The sequence below is a fragment of the Vibrio sp. F13 genome (genome assembly GCF_020806305.2).
GTDB lineage: Bacteria > Pseudomonadota > Gammaproteobacteria > Enterobacterales > Vibrionaceae > Vibrio > Vibrio crassostreae_C.
The window spans coordinates 604,257-622,041 of sequence record NZ_CP170175.1 but is presented as its reverse complement, the minus strand read 5'-3'; the positions used below and the strand labels follow the sequence as shown (position 1 = coordinate 622,041).

The following is a 17,785-nucleotide window of genomic DNA, read 5'->3' as shown; positions in this document are numbered from 1 at the left end:
ATTTATATGTGCAAGTGGATTGGGTCTTATGCTGAAGGCAGCAAGTTTTGTCTGAATTCGCCCAATAAATCACTAACAAATTGAATTCGTTTCCGTCTGTCGACCAATGGTATCGTAAACTTGAACTTTGTTGGTCCTTCCATTGAAAACTTTTGCGGTTGAGATTGCAACAGTTTAACAAGGTAGGTCGGGTTTATGTCAGCATCCGGGTAGAATTCTAAGAATCCACCCTTATCGTGGGCTTCAATTTTCTTCGCTTTGATAGACGCTGCGGCTAATTTTAGCTCAGAAACTGATAACAAGTTCTTGGTTGCATCAGGCAGAAGGCCGAAGCGATCAATCAGCTCGACTTTCAACTCTGCCAATTCGTCGGAGTCACTCACACTCGCAATACGCTTATAGGTAGACAAACGTGTATTGATGTCTGGGATGTAGTCATCTGGTAATAGTGCTGGCAAACGCATCTCAATTTCAGTTTGTTCACGCAGTAGGTCATCAAGCGATGGCTCTCGACCTTCCTTCAATGCTTCAACCGCTTGTTCAAGCATCTCCATGTACAAGGTGAAACCAACTGACTGGATTTGACCACTCTGTTCATCACCTAACAGCTCACCCGCACCACGAATCTCTAAATCGTGAGTTGCTAAGGTAAAGCCTGCGCCCAAGTCTTCGAGCGAAGCAATCGCATCCAATCGCTTGATCGCATCTTTGGTCATTGCTTTAGGGTGTGGCGTTAACAAGTAAGCATAAGCTTGGTGGTGCGAACGACCTACACGACCACGTAATTGGTGCAGCTGTGCTAAACCAAGGTTATCGGCTCTGTCCATCAAGATGGTATTTGCCGTTGGTACGTCGATACCGGTTTCAATGATGGTTGTACACACCAGTAAGTTGAAGCGCTGGTGGTAGAAGTCATTCATGATGCGTTCCAGTTCGCGCTCTCGCATCTGGCCATGAGCTACAGTCACGCGCGCCTCTGGAATCAGCTTTTGCAATGACTCTGCTGTTTTCTCAATCGTGTCGACTTGGTTGTGTAGGAAGTAAACCTGGCCACCACGCATGATTTCACGCAGCACCGCTTCTCTGACGATGGCATCATCACTCTCGCGAACGAAGGTTTTAATTGCCAAGCGTCGTGCGGGTGGTGTAGCGATGATCGAAAGGTCACGCATGCCACTCATTGCCATGTTCAGCGTTCGCGGGATCGGTGTCGCAGTAAGCGTTAGAATATCGACATCCGCACGCATCGCTTTCACTTTCTCTTTCTGACGTACACCAAATCTGTGTTCTTCATCGACAACCAGCAGGCCTAGGTCTTTAAACTTAATATCGCTCGAAAGCAGCTTGTGAGTCCCGACTAGGATATCCACTTTACCGTCGGCGACATCTTGCATGATTAGTTTTTGCTCTTTAGCTGATTTGAATCGGGATAGAACCTCAACACGAATCGGCAAGTTGGCGAAACGGTCACGGAAGTTTTCGAAGTGTTGCTGAGCAAGTAGAGTAGTAGGAACTAAAACCGCTACTTGTTTGCTGTTGTCGGTACAAACGAATGCTGCACGCATCGCGACTTCGGTTTTACCAAAGCCAACATCACCACACACCAAACGGTCCATGGCTTTGGCTTGGCACATATCAGACATAACAGCATTGATGGCCATCGCTTGGTCATCGGTTTCTTCAAACGGGAAGCCAGATTTGAAAGTCGCGTATTGGCCACGGTCGAGCACAAATTTGTAGCCAGGTTTTAGCTCTCGCTTGGCGTAAACATCAAGTAGCTCTGCTGCAACGTCACGGACTTTCTCCGCGGCGCGTTTACGAGCTTTTTGCCACGCTTCGCCACCGAGTTTATGTAGTGGTGCTGAATCTTCAGCGCCACCCGAGTAACGTCCGATTAAGTTCAGAGAAGCAACAGGTACGTAGAGCTTGGCATCGTTTTGATACTCAAGGGTTACGTATTCGGTTTTCATACCACCGGCTTCGAGAGTCTGTAGGCCGATGTAGCGACCTATACCATGGTCAATGTGTACAACAGGCTGACCTGGTTTAAGTTCGGCTAAGTGACGAATGACAGTGTCGCTGTTAACACTTTTTTTGTCTTTCTTACGGCGCTGAACAACGCGATCACCCAACAGGTCGCTTTCACAGATAAGGGCGATGTTTTGCTCTTCGTGGATAAAGCCATGTTCCGCTGACCCTAAGATCAGGCTGAACTTATCTATACCTTTAATCGCCGCATCGAGGTTTTCAACTTCGCTTGGACGAACTTTAATGCCTCGCAGTAATTCACTCAGAGCTTCACGACGACCTTCAGACTCAACTGAAAAGACCACTTTTCCTTCGAAGGCTTCAGTGAACTTTCTTAGGTTTGCGAGTGGCTCTTTATTCTGATGCTGAACACTGAGATCAGGAAGAGACACAACCGGAAGGTTGGTACGTCCAGCTTTCTCTTCAATTGAATCTAAGCTCAGATTGACTTGTGGCTTCTGTTTGAAGTGTGCGAACAGCTCGTCTTTCTTCAGCCACAGTTGTTCAGGCGTGAGAAGTGGCCGTAATGGGTCAACACCGCGCTGTTCGTATCGATGAGCAACGTCCGTTAGGAATGAGTCTACTGCAGTCTCGACATCACCTAGAATCAGCAGTTGCGCTTCATCGGCAACGTAATCAAACAAGGTTTCTGTGTGATCGAAGAACAGTGGTTGCCAATACTCAATACCAGCAGGCCATGTGCCTTTAGATACCTGCATATAAACCGATTCTGGTTCGCGGCGGGCATCAAACTGTTGGCGCCAACGAATACGGAAATCTTCAATTGCCGTTTCCGAGGTTGGGAATTCGTGAGCAGGCAGCAGGCGGATCTCAGAGATGTCTTCAATAGAACGTTGGTTTTCAGGATCGAAGGTACGAATGGTATCGATCTCATCATCGAAGAAATCGATACGATACGGGTCTTTACTGCCCATTGGGAACAGATCGAGAATAGAGCCACGGCTTGCGTATTCACCGGGGCCAAACACTTGGTCAACGTAACGATAGCCTGACTTTTCAAGCTGTAGACGCAGTTTCTCTAAAGAGTAGAGATCGCCCGTTTTCACCATTAACGTGTGTTGTAGCAAAAAGTCTCGCGGTGACTGGCGTTGCAATAACGTGCTGATCGGAACGATCGTGATGCCATCTTTTAATGTTGGCAGTGCGTAAAGGCGTGCGATACGATCTGAGATGATCTCTTGGTGCGGCGAGAAGCTATCGTATGGCAGCGTTTCCCAGTCAGGGAATAATGCGACTTCATGTGCCGTAAACTGTTCAATTTCAGATTGAAGCTTAAGCGCCACTTGTGGGTCGGGTACAGCCAAGACGGTATGGCTGTTGTGTTGCTCTGCGAGTTTGGCAATGGCAAGAGCGAGAGACGAACCGACTAGGTTACCGATGTGCTTTTTGTCACCGGCACCTTTAAGTTTAGGTAGTGTAAATATGGATTTTTTGGTCATGTTAATTTACTTGTTATCTCGGTCTAGAGAGCGTTGACGCAAGAGTTTCTGTTGTTGATAAAGTGCCGCTTTAATTAGCAGGTCTTGGTCGGTATCGCGAAGATGAGCGTATTTAAATTTGATTTCGAAACCTGAGTCTTTCGCCTCGCTAGCAAATACTTCTGCGTAGCAATAAATGGCTGCAGCTGGGTGCTCTAGAAAAAGTTTGGCTTTTACTAAGCGACCCGGTTCGATGTCTGCTTTTGAAAAGCAGGAAAACTGACTCGCACCAAATGAATAGGTGTGAGTGCGAAATTTCTCATCATCTTGCTGCGATAACATAAAGCTCAACAAGAGGTTTAATTTTGAGTTTTGTGCATCCAATAAACTGGTGACATTCTTCAAGTCGCTGTTTTTCAGTTCCGCTCGAGCGCTGTCAGCTAACAGATCCAATTGGCTAAATTCACTTGCCACCACAAATGGTGCTGGGATCTCAGATTCGAATTGAATTTGAGAAGGTAAAGTGAAGCCGCTGTCCATTGGTTCAATATTAGCGGTAAGGCTATGGTGAACGGTGAAAAACTCTTGTTCTGTCATGCGTTAGTTCCTTGAAGTGATCTATTGATTATCGCTATGTGGCCGCAGTAATCAAGGTCAGTTAATTGAAACTATCAAATAGTTGTTTGAAATTTGGTGTTTTGACAGGGTTCTGTTTTTCAGGCCTAACTAATTGAGTTAATTCACTCTATATTTTCAATTACCCCCTACACAGTAACAGCAATACCCGTTACATTAACCCGCATCCCTTTTTGATGGTTCAAAGTATGTTTCATCCTATTTCAATGTTTGTTGGCCTGCGTTATTTGAAAGGCCGTTCAGGTGATCGCTTTAGCCGTTTTGTTTCTTACATGTCGACGGCAGGTATCACCATTGGTGTGCTGTCTTTGATTACTGTTTTATCGGTAATGAATGGATTCGAAGCGCAGTTAAAAGACCGAATTCTTGGTGTACTTCCTCAAGCCGTTGTATACGAGCAAGGAGGCACAACGTCACTTTCTGCTCAAGCGCCTAGCTTTGCGGAGCAAATGTCGCTTAATGGTCATGTTGAACCGATTGTTCGCAGTGAGGCAGTGATTCAGAGCCCTGCTCAGCTTTCTGCTGGCCTTTTGATTGGCATCCAACCCAATTCTGATGATCCACTTCAAGACCACTTAATCGCGGGTCGCTTGTCTTCACTTCAAGCTGGGCAATATCAGCTGTTTCTTGGTCATACTCTGGCGAGAAACCTAAAAGTATCGATGGGCGACAAAGTTCGTCTAATGGTGACCAGCGCGAGTCAATACACACCATTGGGGCGTATTCCTAGCCAACGTAATTTCACCGTAGCTGGTATCTTTAATACGGGCTCGGATATTGATGCCCAACTTATGGTGACGGATATCCAAGATGCTGGGCGTTTGATGCGTTATAAGTCAGACACCATTTCAGGTTGGCGACTGTTTTTTGAAGACCCATTTGAAGTCGCGGAACTATCGAACCAACCCTTACCTGATGGATGGTTGTGGAGCGATTGGCGTGACCAACGTGGCGAGCTGTTCCAAGCGGTTCGTATGGAGAAAAACATGATGGGCCTAATGCTTGGTCTGATCATCGGGGTTGCTGCATTTAATATTATCTCTGCGCTGATTATGGTGGTGATGGAGAAACAATCTGAGGTCGCGATACTTAAAACTCAGGGCATGACTGACGGCCAAGTGATGGGCATCTTTATGGTTCAGGGCGCGAGTAGTGGCGTGATTGGCGCACTATCCGGCGGCGCACTAGGTGTTGTTCTGGCAATGAACCTTAACCCGATTTTAGAAGCGATGGGTGTTGCTCTATTCTCGTTTGGTGGTCAGTTACCAATTTTGATTAACCCAATTCAAATCGCTGTTGTTGTGGTTCTGGCTATTGCACTTAGCCTGATTGCCACTGTATTCCCTTCTTATCGTGCATCGTCTGTGAAACCTGCTGAGGCCCTTCGTTATGAGTAATTTTCTTCAATGTAATGATATCCGTAAAACGTACCGTGAAGGCTCGTTAGATACTGAGGTGCTCAAGGGAGTCAGCTTTGACATCGAAAAGGGTGAGCTAGTAGCAATCATCGGTACCTCTGGCTCGGGCAAAAGTACCTTACTGCATATCTTAGGCGCATTAGACGATGCTTCTGCGGGCAGTGTGAGTTTTCTTGGTCAAGATTTAGCATCTTTGAGTTCGAATAAGCAGGCGAAGCTTCGCAACCAGCATCTTGGCTTTGTGTATCAGTTCCATCATCTTCTATCTGACTTTTCAGCTTTAGAAAACGTGGCGATGCCGTTATTGATTGGCGGCGAAAAGCCCGCTAAAGCAAAGCAAGAAGCACAACGTTTGTTGGACAAAGTTGGATTGAGTCACCGCGTGGACCACCGACCTTCAGAGCTTTCTGGTGGCGAGAGGCAACGTGTGGCGATTGCTCGTGCATTGGTGAATAAGCCTGCGCTAGTGTTGGCGGATGAACCAACCGGTAACCTTGACCATAACACCGCACTGTCTATTTACGACTTAATGCGTGAACTGAACCGTGAATACGATACTGCCTTTTTGGTCGTGACTCACGATGGTGAACTTGCCGGTAAGATGGATCGCCAACTTCACATGCAAGATGGTTTACTGGTCAACGTAGAAAAAGAGGAGAGCTAAGTGTTTTCCTCTTTATCTCTATTGATAGGCGGCCGATTTAGCCGTGCGAAACAACGAGACAAGATGGTGTCGTTCATCTCATTGTCTTCGACGATTGGTATTGCGGTTGGTGTCGCGGTGATCATTATCGGCTTATCTGCGATGAATGGCTTTGAGCGAGAGCTTCAATCACGAGTACTTTCTGTCATTCCTCATGGTGAATTTGAAGGCGTGAATGAGCCTGTGACTCGTTGGGAGCACGTGATTGAGGAGTCGGTTAAGCACGATAAAGTCGTTGCTGCTGCGCCTTATGTGAAAATTACTGCGCTTGCTGAAAAGGGCAAAGAACTCAAAGCAATTGAAGTTCGCGGCGTTGATCCGCAGCTAGAACAACAGGTATCAAGCCTATCGAGTTTTATCGATAAGCAAGCTTGGAGCGAGTTTAAGGCAGGGCAACAACAGATCATTTTGGGTTCTGGTGTAGCGAATGTGCTGGGTGCGAAAGTCGGTGATTATCTGACTTTGATGATTCCGACGGTAAACGGTTCTGTGAAGGTTCAGGCACCAAAACGTGTTCGAGTGAAAGTGGTTGGCTTGCTGACGCTTAATGGTCAGATAGATCACAGTTTGGCGCTAATCCCGATTGGTGATGCTCAGGTCTACGCAAACTTAGGTGAGGCGGTAACTGGGGTTTCTTTGAAAGTGACCGATGTGCTGAACGCGAACTCTATTGTGCGTGAAGTGGGCAATCAGCTTGATGTGTATGTGTATCTACGAAGCTGGCAGCAGAAGTTTGGTTTCTTGTATCGAGATATCCAACTCGTTCGTACCATCATGTATCTGGTGATGGTACTGGTTATTGGTGTGGCTTGTTTCAATATTGTCTCGACGCTAATGATGGCAGTAAAAGACAGAGCATCAGAGATCGCGATTTTAAGAACCATGGGTGCATCAGACGGCCTTGTGAAGCGCATCTTTGTTTGGCAGGGCGTATTCTCAGGCGTGTTAGGCAGTTTAGTGGGCAGTGCAATAGGTGTGCTAGTCGCTCTTAATCTCACGACACTAATCAAAGGACTTGAAAAGTTGGTCGATCACCAGTTCTTGTCCGGTGATATCTATTTTGTCGACTTCTTGCCATCACAACTTGATATGACGGATGTTGTTGTGGTTTCCGGCACTGCGATTGTGCTGAGTTTACTGGCGACATGGTACCCAGCATCACGCGCGGCGAAGTTGAATCCAGCCTCAGTGCTGAGTTCTAAATAGCATTCGCCTAAATAGCAGGCCGTCAGTTTTCAGTCGATACAAAAAAGGATCCCAGTGGGATCCTTTTTTATTGAATTCAATTCGTGTTCTTTACGACTTTCGTTACATGCCAATCTTGCAGAGGTAAGTAGCTCATCCGATTTTAACTTGTGTACGTTTTAAGTGAAGCGCATACAAGGTTAGATTGAATAACAAGAAATGGCGTTCAGTGCCTTGCTTGTCGCTTCTTCCAACTTCTTACTACTGAGTAGCGCCATAAACCGCGAATACCAAAGTAGCCAATCATTGCTGAAACCACGCCACAAATCAGACAACCCAATAAGAACGGAGGCCCTATAGTGCTCATTTGCGCCAAGATGAAGTCCCAAGACAATTCGAAATGGAAGGCTTGCGGTGGCACATGCATAACAAACGCCCCGACTTTATAAGCAAAGTAGAAGAGAACAGGCATGGTAACCGGGTTACTGATCCAAACAAGTGCGACAGCTAAAGGCAGGTTAACGCCACATGCGACAGCAAGGCCTGCAGACATAATCATTTGACTTGGTAGAGGGACAAACGCCATGAATAACCCAACAGCAAACGCGCCAGCCGCAGAGCGACGATTAAGGCACCATAAGTTGGGGTTGTACAAAACATTGCCAAAAACTTTCAATGCTTTCTGACGCTTGATTAGATCATGGTCAGGCATAAATCGTTTGATAAACTTTCTTGGCATAGGAGGAAGCTACTCTCTTGTTTAACACTTGGTTCTTGATTTCATTTGCTGCGACAGTTGTGTCTGCCAGCTTCTGGCCTGTGATGCCACATTGGGTTTGGGCACCATTGATGCTGTTGTTACTGCTAGCACCAACAAAGTATAGCGTTTTCCGGAGTGCAAGAGGTCCAGTAACAGCATTGATACTAGTTATCTGCCTAGGGAATGCGATTGAAATACAAACGAGTCGCTTATTCCAATCAGGGCAGAATACTACCATAAATGCGTCGGTTGTTAGTCTTTTTAGTGAAAATAGCCACGGTTTTGAAAGCGTAATAGTAGTCAGATCAATTGGCGGCGAAAAATTAATCTTTCCTCAATTGATAAAATTGCGTTTGTTTACTCCTTTCAAGCTAACGCTTGGAGATGATGTCTATTTATCGGCCTCAATAAAGCCGATATGGGGCAAACTCAACGAAGCCGGCTTTGACCGAGAAAAGTACTTGTTTAGTGCTGGCGTGGTTGCCAATGCAACTTACAGAGCAGATACCAAGTACCGAATTCATTCTAGCACCAACTTACGCGCCCAATGGTTTGAAGCCAGCCTTGAAAGGTTAAGTCTGCTGGCAAATCAAGATCTCATTATCGCTTTGAGTTTTGGATATCGAGACCTTATTCCGCCTCAGCGGTGGGATATGCTTAAAAGCAGTGGCCTGATTCACTTGATGGCTATTTCGGGGCTGCATATTGGGATTGCCTTTGGTATCGGCTATCAGATTGGCAAGATATTAAGGTTACTTTCCCCTTCATTTCTTTGGTTACCTACAATATTCGGGCTCGGCTTGGCGTATTTCTATAGTTGGTTTGCTGGATTCACGCTGCCAACTTTGAGAGCTTTGGTGATGTGCGTTATCGCGAGTTATTTCTTGTGGCGTGGGCAAAATATCAGTTTGCTTCGGTATGTTACTTTAAGTGTGTGCGTGGTTCTGCTGATTTGGCCGTTTTCAGCTTTGTCGAGCAGTTTTTGGTTGTCCTTTGGTGCATTGGGCGCTGTTTTCTATATCGCCTGTAATACTCAGCGCTCAGCTTCAAGCTTTACATTTATCGACTACGCACTCCAACTTATTAAGCTTCAACTGATGCTGACATTCCTTATCGCGCCTTCCTCGATGTTGTTTTTCAAAGGAGTCAGTTTAGTCTCTGTTTTCTACAACTTGTTCCTTTTGCCTTGGGTATCGATGGTGACGATCCCGCTGTTGTTTCTGGCAATGTTTCTAAGCTTAATATCGGAGTCAGTGTCTGGCGTGGTTGGTATAACAGCGCTAGACAATGATTTGGTCAGTCAGCTGTGGAAGTTAGTCGACTTATCGCTTGAGCCTCTCGTATTTAGTCTTCCTTTCTCTGAGCGATTTTGGATCCAAGTCGATAATCAGACGATTGCATTATCAGTATTCCTTATCTTGTTTTTGAGCTTTGTTAGTCGGTATTTCAAGCGAACATTATCGATATTGGTAACTGCAGTGTTTGTGCTGTGGTGGGAGTTCAGCAAACCCCAGCAAGACAAACTAACTATTGATATCTTGGATGTTGGGCATGGGTTGTCTTTGGTCTTGGAAAAGAACAATCAGATTGTTGTTTATGATCTTGGCAATGCGTGGCCAGGAGGCTCGGTTGTTGAGTCTTTGTTGATTCCTACTTTGAATCAGCGGGGGATTTATGAATTAGAAGGCGTGATTGTGAGTCATTTCGATTCTGACCATGCTGGTGGTTATCCGGCATTACTTGAGAACTATACGCCAAAGTGGATAAGAACCAGTCAGAACATTATTCAAGAACGCCAATCTATCACTCAAGCCCCGTCTAATATTCAAACATGTACTATTGGAGAGGTTTGGAACTGGCAAGATGTTGTTTTTGAGGTGTTGTGGCCGCCTAAGCAAGTAAAGAGGGCGTATAACCCACATTCGTGTGTGGTCAAGATCTCAGATCATAGTGCTGATTTCTCAATGTTGCTCACTGGTGATATTGAACTGGTAAGTGAGTGGTTACTTGCTCGTGAAGGAGAACAGCTAAGGAGTGATGTTATGTTGGTTCCGCATCATGGCAGCGATTCGTCATCGATTAAGTCGTTTATTGAGGCGGTGTCTCCTCAGCTGGCGATAGCTTCTCTTGCCAAAGGCAACCAGTGGGGAATGCCGAGTGAGTTTGTTATTGAACGTTATCAGGAAGCGGGGAGTACTTGGCTAGATACTGGAGAAAGCGGACAAATAACCATCACTCTTAGCAAAGAAGGTTGGCAATATCATGCGATTAGAGAACAACAAGGCGGGCAGTGGTATAGGCAGATGCTCCGTAAGGGAGTAGAATAGATAGATTATTGTGAGAAAATTAAGCGATTCTATGTCAACACAAACAGATGAAACTACCTGGGTCACATTTAAAAGACTTTGGACTTATATTCGATTATATAAGGCCGGCCTAGGTGTTGCGGTAATTGCGCTTATTATAAATGCCGTTTCTGATACCTATATGATTTCCTTACTAAAGCCGTTACTTGATGAAGGCTTTGGTAATGCTGAATCTGACTTTTTACGTACACTTCCACTTATTATCTTTGCCATGATGTTCGTTCGTGGCGTCAGTGGCTTTGTTTCAACCTATTGCTTGAGTTGGGTCTCTGGCAATGTGGTTATGGAAATTCGTCGTAAAATATTCAGCCATTTCATGCACATGCCTGTGTCTTTCTTCGATAAAGAACAGACTGGTGCTCTGCTATCCCGAATTACTTACGATTCAGAGCAAGTGTCTGCAGCAACCAGTAAAGCGTTAGTCAGTATTGTCCGTGAAGGTGCAAGTATTATTGGCTTACTGACGCTGATGTTCTGGAACAGTTGGCAGTTGTCTTTGGTGTTATTCGCTGTAGCGCCTTTGGTTGCGTGGGCGATCAGTATCGTATCGAAGCGATTCAGAAAGATCTCTAAGAACATGCAAACTAGCATGGGTCACGTTGCTTCTTCAGCTGAACAAATGCTGAAAGGGCATAAAGTGGTTCTAACTTACGGTGGTCAAGATCTAGAAAAACACCGCTTTGATAAAGTTAGTAACCAAATGCGCCAACAAAGCATGAAGTTAATCACTGCTCAAGCGGCCGCTAACCCGATTATTCAAATGATCGCATCAGTTGCGATTGTTGTTGTTCTATTCCTTGCTAGTGTCGATTCTATTAAAGCCGAGCTTACTGCTGGTACGTTTACCGTTGTGTTCTCTGCAATGTTTGGTCTATTACGTCCGCTAAAGGCGTTAACTAACGTAACGTCTGAATTCCAACGTGGTATGGCTGCGAGTACGACTCTATTTGGCTTGATGGATCTAGATACCGAGCAAAACAAAGGGACGTTGAAACCTGAAACTGTAATGGGTGAAGTGGCTGTTAAAGATGTCACGTTTACTTATGACGGTGCAGAGAAACCAGCACTTGATAAGATCAGCTTCAATATACCGAAAGGTAAAACGGTTGCGCTTGTTGGGCGATCTGGCTCGGGTAAGAGTACCATTGCTAACCTATTCACTCGTTTTTATGACGTAGACTCTGGTTCAATTGAGCTTGATGGCCACGACATTCGTGATTACGAATTGAGAAATCTGCGTGAGCACTTTGCGCTCGTTTCTCAAAATGTACATCTGTTTAACGATACGGTGGCTAACAACATCGCTTACGCAGCAGAAGAACAGTATTCACGTGAACAGATCGAATACGCGGCTAAGCTTGCTCATGCAAGTGAGTTTATCGAAGGCATGGAAAATGGCATCGATACCGTTGTTGGTGAAAATGGCGCAAGCCTTTCTGGTGGTCAAAGACAACGTATTGCGATTGCACGTGCTTTATTAAGAGATGCGCCTGTGCTGATTCTTGATGAGGCGACGTCTGCACTGGATACTGAGTCAGAGAGAGCGATTCAATCTGCACTAGAAGAACTGCAGAAAGACAAAACAGTATTAGTTATCGCACACAGACTCTCTACCATCGAGCAAGCTGATGAGATTCTAGTGGTTGATGATGGTCATATTGTAGAAAGGGGCGCACATGCTGAGCTAATCGCGCATGATGGTGCTTATGCACAATTACACCGAATTCAGTTCAGCGGATAAATTAGGTTTTGTTGTGATCGAAAAGATTTGGTTTAACAATCACCCGTTGAAATATCTTCTCTGGCCGCTATTGTGGCCGCTATTGTGGCCACTGAGTCTGCTGTTCAAATTGATTAGTGGTCAACGTCGTGATGCTTACCTCTCTGGGAAGAAAGAGACCTACCGCCCGCCTTTACCTGTTATTGTTGTGGGCAATATTACCGCTGGTGGAAATGGTAAAACCCCGGTTGTGATTTGGTTAGTAGAAATGCTTCAGGTTCACGGCTTTAAACCCGGAGTCGTGTCTCGTGGTTACGGTGCAAAAGCACCAAGCTATCCGTTAGTGTTGAATGAAAATACGCCAGCAGAGCATTCGGGTGATGAACCTCGCTTGATTCGTAAGCGAACTGGTGCGCCAGTCGCAGTCGACCCTGTGCGAGCTAACGCAGTGAAAGCATTGCTGAGCAAAGGTGTTGATGTGATTATCACTGACGATGGCCTTCAGCATTACGCGCTTGAACGCGACATTGAATTTGCAGTTATCGACGGCGCAAGACGCTTTGGTAGCGAATGCCTAATTCCTTTAGGCCCGTTAAGAGAGCCTGTATCTCGTTTAGATGAAGTCGACTTTTTGGTTAACAATGGCGGTAAAGCGCATGGGCGAGAGTTCTCGATGTCTTTGCTTCCAAGCCAAGCGGTTAACCTAAAGACTGGTCAGAAAAGGTCTGTGGCTGAATTACAGAAGCTGGTTGCTTTTGCCGGTATTGGCCACCCACCGCGCTTTTTTAAAACATTGGAAGATCTTGATGGTGATGTGGTATTCACACAGGGTTTCGCCGATCATCAAGATTTTGATAAAGATGAACTTCATGCCTTAGCTAAGAAAGGTATGAATCTGATTATGACAGAAAAAGACGCTGTAAAATGCGAAGAATATGCTCAAGATAACTGGTGGTATCTTCCAGTTTCTGCGCAGTTCGATGAAGATTCGCAACAGCAAATTTTAAAAAGAATAAAAGAGGTTATGGAATACTATGGATCACCGTCTACTTGAGATCGTTGCTTGCCCTGTATGTAAAGGTAAACTAACTTTTGACAAGGATAAGCAAGAGCTTGTTTGTAAAATTGATCGCCTTGCTTACCCAATTAAAGAGGGTATTCCTGTTCTTTTAGAACCTGAAGCTCGCACCGTTTCTATGGATGAGGGTAAGTAATGTCTTATACGGTTGTTATACCTGCAAGATACCAATCGAGCCGTTTACCAGGGAAGCCACTTGCTGACATTGGTGGAAAGCCGATGATTCAATGGGTATACGAACAGTCAATGAAAGCGGGTGCCGATAACGTTATTATCGCTACCGACGACGCTCGAGTTGAAAAAGCGGCTAAAGCATTTGGCGCGACCGTTTGTATGACATCACCGAATCACGAATCGGGCACTGAACGCCTAGCTGAAGTGATTGAAGTTATGAATATTCCTGATGATCATATTATCGTGAATGTTCAAGGTGATGAGCCACTTATCCCACCTTCGATCATTAATCAGGTTGCCAACAATCTTGCTAACAGTACAGCTCCGATGGCAACGTTAGGTGTGGAAATCACTCATGCTGATGAAGTGTTTAACCCTAATGCCGTTAAAGTTGTAACCGATAAAGACGGTTACGCCTTGTATTTTAGCCGAGCAACCATCCCTTGGGATCGCGATGCTTACGCGAACAACGGTACTGCAGCGGAATCTCCTTTGCTTCGTCATATTGGTATCTATGCTTACCGAGCGGGTTTTATCAATACCTACATTAACTGGGAACCAAGCACTCTTGAACGTATTGAGTGCCTAGAGCAATTACGAGTACTTTGGTACGGTGAAAAAATCCACGTAGACGTTGCGGCGGAAGCACCTGCGGCTGGTGTTGATACGCCTGAAGACCTAGAAGCGGTTCGAGCTATTATTGGTTAAGCTTCTTTGAGCGAATTCTTGTTTGCTCTACAAAATGAAAAATCATGAGCCTTGCCTATTGCGAGGCTTTTTTCTATCTATCGAAAAGTGCGCTATCGAAAAGCGCGTGTGTGTCTTATTGACCTAAGCAAACGGATATTGGGATAGTTGCATTGGTTTATGCATCATCAACTCGGAATTATCTGAGATTTACCTCGCTCGACTTCCAATTTTTCTCTATAATATGCCGCCTATAAAGTAGTGGCGAATCGCTAGTACAGAATAAAACTTACGACAAAACGTGGAGTAAAAGATGCCTTCTCAAAGCCCAGTGATTACGGTTGATGGACCAAGTGGTGCAGGTAAAGGTACCCTGTGTATGTTGCTAGCAGATAAGCTAGGCTTTCATCTTCTAGACTCAGGCGCGATCTATCGCGTATTGGCTTTAGCGGCAATTCACCATGGTGTGGATACTGAATCAGAAGATGCTTTAGTACCGCTTGCGACACACTTAGACGTGCAGTTTATTGCTGAAGGCGACTTAGTTAAGGTTATCCTAGAAGGTGAAGATGTGTCTGGTGAACTTCGCAAAGAAGAAACCGGCATGGCAGCTTCAAAAGTGGCCGCTTTACCTCGCGTTCGTGAAGCTCTGCTTCGTCGTCAACGCGCATTCAGCGCGGCACCTGGTTTGGTAGCTGATGGCCGTGACATGGGAACGGTTGTGTTCCCTGAAGCTGAAGCGAAAATATTTTTAGATGCAAGTGCTGAAGAGCGTGCGAGTCGCCGCCTTAAACAGTTGCAACAGAAGGGGTTAGATGTTAAATTTGACGACCTTTTGAGCGAGATCCAAGAGCGAGACGACCGAGATCGTAATCGCCCAGTGGCGCCACTTCGCCCTGCAGAGGATGCTCTAGTGCTTGATTCCACCTCAATGAATATTGAGCAGGTAGTAGAAAAAGCACTACACTATATTGAATCGAAACTGGCTGGGTAATTTCGCCGAGCTAGTAAGAACGTTGGTCGCAAGGATGATGACCGGCGAATTTATCAACCCCATGCGGTAGGATACCCATGGACGTTTAATTATTGAAGATTAAATAATGACTGAATCTTTTGCTCAACTCTTTGAAGAGTTTCTATCTGAAACTGAATTCCAACAAGGCAGCATCGTTAAAGGTACTGTAGTAGCTATCGAGAACGGTTTCGTTCTTGTAGATGCTGGTCTTAAGTCTGAATCTGCTATCCCTGCTGAACAATTCAAGAACGCTGCTGGCGAACTTGAAGTTGAAGTTGGTGCTGAAGTAGACGTAGCTCTAGACGCTGTTGAAGATGGTTTCGGTGAAACTCAACTTTCTCGTGAGAAAGCTAAGCGTCACGAAGCTTGGATCGTACTTGAGAAAGCTTGCGAAGAAGCTGAAACTGTTGTTGGTATCATCAACGGTAAAGTTAAAGGCGGTTTCACTGTTGAACTTAACGGTATCCGTGCTTTCCTTCCAGGTTCTCTAGTAGACGTACGTCCTATCCGTGACACTGCTCACCTAGAAAACAAAGAGCTAGAGTTCAAAGTAATCAAGCTAGACCAGAAGCGTAACAACGTTGTTGTTTCTCGTCGTGCTGTTATCGAATCTGAAAACAGTGTTGAGCGTGACGAACTTCTTGAAACTCTACAAGAAGGTACTGAAGTTAAAGGTATCGTTAAGAACCTTACTGACTACGGTGCATTCGTTGACCTTGGCGGTGTTGACGGTCTTCTACATATCACAGATATGGCTTGGAAGCGCGTTAAGCACCCATCAGAGATCGTTAACGTTGGTGACGAAATCCTAGTTAAAGTTCTTAAGTTCGATCGTGAGCGCACTCGTGTTTCACTAGGTCTTAAGCAACTAGGCGAAGATCCATGGGTAGCAATCGCTAAGCGTTACCCAGAAGGTCACAAGCTTTCTGGTCGTGTTACAAACCTAACTGACTACGGCTGCTTCGTTGAAATCGAAGAAGGCGTTGAAGGTCTAGTACACGTTTCTGAAATGGATTGGACTAACAAGAACATCCACCCTTCTAAAGTTGTTAATGTTGGCGACGAAGTTGAGGTTATGGTTCTTGATATCGACGAAGAACGTCGTCGTATCTCTCTAGGTCTGAAACAGTGTAAAGCTAACCCATGGCAGTCATTTGCAGAAATGCAAGCTAAGGGCGACAAAGTTACTGGTAAGATCAAGTCTATCACTGACTTTGGTATCTTCATCGGTCTAGAAGGCGGTATCGACGGTCTTGTACACCTATCTGACATTTCTTGGAACGCTGCCGGCGAAGAAGCTGTACGTGAATACAAGAAAGGCGACGAAATCTCTGCTGTTGTTCTAGCAGTAGATGCAGAGCGTGAGCGTATTTCTCTTGGCGTTAAGCAAATGGAAAACGACCCGTTCAACGCATACGTTGCTGACAACAAGAAAGGTGTTCTTGTAAACGGTACTGTTACTGCAGTTGACGCGAAAGGCGCTACTATCGAGCTAATCGAAGGCGTTGAAGGTTACATCCGCGCTTCTGAAGTTTCTCGCGACCGTATCGAAGATGCATCTCTAATCCTAAGCGTTGGCGACAGCGTTGAAGCGAAGTTCACTGGTGTAGACCGTAAGAACCGCGTAATCAACCTATCTATCAAAGCTAAAGATGAAGCTGATGAGCAAGAAGCAATGGCTTCACTGAACAAGTCTGAAGAAGGCGCGTTCGGTAACGCAATGGCAGACGCATTCAAAGCTGCTAAAGGCGAATAATAGCTTCTCATTAAGAGAATTATAGCTATCTAGCCAAGAAAGGAGCCGTAAGGCTCCTTTTTTTTTGCTTATTTTTCCGATAGGTCTATAATTTCTAAAAAGAAAACCAACGAGGGTAACTATGACTAAGTCTGAATTGATTGAGAGACTGTGCGCTGAGCAAACGCATCTTTCTGCAAAAGAAATTGAAGACGCTGTAAAAGACATTTTAGAGCATATGGCTTCAACACTAGAAAGTGGTGATCGAATCGAAATTCGCGGTTTTGGCAGCTTTTCTCTGCATTATCGTGAGCCTCGTGTTGGACGTAACCCAAAGACTGGTGACAAGGTTGAGTTAGAAGGTAAATACGTTCCTCACTTCAAACCAGGTAAAGAGCTGCGTGAACGAGTAAACTCAGGAATGTAGCCTACTTATCGGAATTAAGAAAAGCGGCATACTATAATGTATGCCGCTTTTTTATGACCATAATATGGTGGTCTGATTAGTAATTTTCCTGCATAATCGTACAGCTAACCAACCAATGAGTGATGAACTATGAAAATTATAAAAATAGTCGCCGTTATCGCACTTTTCCTAATTGCACTGGCTTTAGGCTCTCAAAACCAAACAACTGTGAATTTCAACTATCTGCTAGCGCAAGGTGACTTCCACCTATCAAGTTTATTAGGTGTTGTATTCGTTTCAGGCTTCGCCCTTGCTTGGTTAGTCTTTGGTAATATGCACATGCGGTCTCAGCTAAAAATTCATCGCTTGAAGAAGCAACTCAATAAGCAATCAAAGCAGGTCCCTGCTGATACTAAAGCTTAAAGGCTATATTTG

Annotated in this window: 15 protein-coding genes; 12 read left to right on the top strand and 3 right to left on the bottom strand. The window is 45.2% G+C overall.

From position 1 onward, the window contains the following. Positions 1–26: 26 nt before the first annotated feature. Both mfd and LMH68_RS02780 read right to left on the bottom strand, forming a co-directional pair. Entirely contained in the window at positions 27–3,488 is a 3,462-nt protein-coding gene (mfd, locus tag LMH68_RS02785) for a transcription-repair coupling factor (RefSeq protein WP_229647169.1), read from the bottom strand. 6 nt (positions 3,489–3,494) lie between these two features. Next, positions 3,495–4,064 (bottom strand): hypothetical protein, encoded by a 570-nt coding sequence (locus LMH68_RS02780; RefSeq protein WP_017065300.1) that lies wholly within the window; start codon positions 4,062–4,064, stop codon positions 3,495–3,497. A 227-nt stretch (positions 4,065–4,291) separates the two neighbouring features. Here LMH68_RS02780 and lolC point away from each other — a divergent pair, with 227 nt between their 5' ends. From lolC to lolE, 3 genes are read left to right on the top strand one after another with little or no spacing between them, the layout of a single operon-like run. Beyond that, positions 4,292–5,500 (top strand): lipoprotein-releasing ABC transporter permease subunit LolC, encoded by a 1,209-nt coding sequence (lolC, locus tag LMH68_RS02775; protein ID WP_229647170.1) that lies wholly within the window; start codon positions 4,292–4,294, stop codon positions 5,498–5,500. Next, complete coding sequence (gene lolD, locus LMH68_RS02770; protein ID WP_017060230.1) at positions 5,493–6,185, top strand: lipoprotein-releasing ABC transporter ATP-binding protein LolD; 693 nt, start codon at positions 5,493–5,495, stop codon at positions 6,183–6,185. The genes lolC and lolD overlap by 8 nt, the downstream gene beginning before the upstream one ends. Beyond that, on the top strand, positions 6,186–7,430 hold the full coding sequence (gene lolE / locus LMH68_RS02765) for a lipoprotein-releasing ABC transporter permease subunit LolE (protein ID WP_017072111.1): 1,245 nt from the start codon (positions 6,186–6,188) through the stop codon (positions 7,428–7,430). It abuts the gene before it with no gap. A 205-nt stretch (positions 7,431–7,635) separates the two neighbouring features. On the opposite strand, the gene LMH68_RS02760 is transcribed toward lolE, so the two are convergent. Beyond that, positions 7,636–8,148 (bottom strand): DUF2062 domain-containing protein, encoded by a 513-nt coding sequence (locus LMH68_RS02760; protein WP_017060232.1) that lies wholly within the window; start codon positions 8,146–8,148, stop codon positions 7,636–7,638. A gap of 17 nt (positions 8,149–8,165) precedes the next feature. On the opposite strand from LMH68_RS02760, the gene LMH68_RS02755 reads away from it, so the two are divergent. The 9 genes from LMH68_RS02755 to LMH68_RS02715 all read left to right on the top strand — a co-directional run bounded on the left by LMH68_RS02755 (position 8,166) and on the right by LMH68_RS02715 (position 17,773). After that, entirely contained in the window at positions 8,166–10,496 is a 2,331-nt protein-coding gene (locus LMH68_RS02755) for a DNA internalization-related competence protein ComEC/Rec2 (protein WP_017060233.1), read from the top strand. Positions 10,497–10,527: 31 nt separating this feature from the next. Next, positions 10,528–12,276, top strand: a complete 1,749-nt coding sequence (gene msbA / locus LMH68_RS02750; protein WP_017060234.1) for a lipid A ABC transporter ATP-binding protein/permease MsbA — start codon at positions 10,528–10,530, stop codon at positions 12,274–12,276. Positions 12,277–12,289: 13 nt separating this feature from the next. Continuing rightward, complete coding sequence (gene lpxK, locus LMH68_RS02745) at positions 12,290–13,309, top strand: tetraacyldisaccharide 4'-kinase (RefSeq protein ID WP_229647308.1); 1,020 nt, start codon at positions 12,290–12,292, stop codon at positions 13,307–13,309. Continuing rightward, the gene (locus LMH68_RS02740) at positions 13,290–13,469 is read left to right on the top strand and encodes a Trm112 family protein (protein WP_004736429.1); all 180 of its coding nucleotides are present in this window, start codon (positions 13,290–13,292) and stop codon (positions 13,467–13,469) included. Before lpxK ends, LMH68_RS02740 begins: the two co-directional genes overlap by 20 nt. Then, complete coding sequence (kdsB, locus tag LMH68_RS02735; protein ID WP_017060236.1) at positions 13,469–14,215, top strand: 3-deoxy-manno-octulosonate cytidylyltransferase; 747 nt, start codon at positions 13,469–13,471, stop codon at positions 14,213–14,215. Before LMH68_RS02740 ends, kdsB begins: the two co-directional genes overlap by 1 nt. A 292-nt stretch (positions 14,216–14,507) precedes the next feature. Beyond that, complete coding sequence (cmk, locus tag LMH68_RS02730; RefSeq protein ID WP_017060237.1) at positions 14,508–15,188, top strand: (d)CMP kinase; 681 nt, start codon at positions 14,508–14,510, stop codon at positions 15,186–15,188. 106 nt (positions 15,189–15,294) lie between these two features. Further along, complete coding sequence (gene rpsA / locus LMH68_RS02725; protein ID WP_010439921.1) at positions 15,295–16,965, top strand: 30S ribosomal protein S1; 1,671 nt, start codon at positions 15,295–15,297, stop codon at positions 16,963–16,965. 121 nt (positions 16,966–17,086) lie between these two features. Beyond that, entirely contained in the window at positions 17,087–17,371 is a 285-nt protein-coding gene (gene ihfB / locus LMH68_RS02720; RefSeq protein ID WP_017060238.1) for an integration host factor subunit beta, read from the top strand. Between the two features lie 129 nt (positions 17,372–17,500). Further along, positions 17,501–17,773, top strand: coding sequence for a LapA family protein (locus tag LMH68_RS02715; protein WP_017060239.1), 273 nt, complete (start codon positions 17,501–17,503; stop codon positions 17,771–17,773). Positions 17,774–17,785 lie beyond the last annotated feature (12 nt).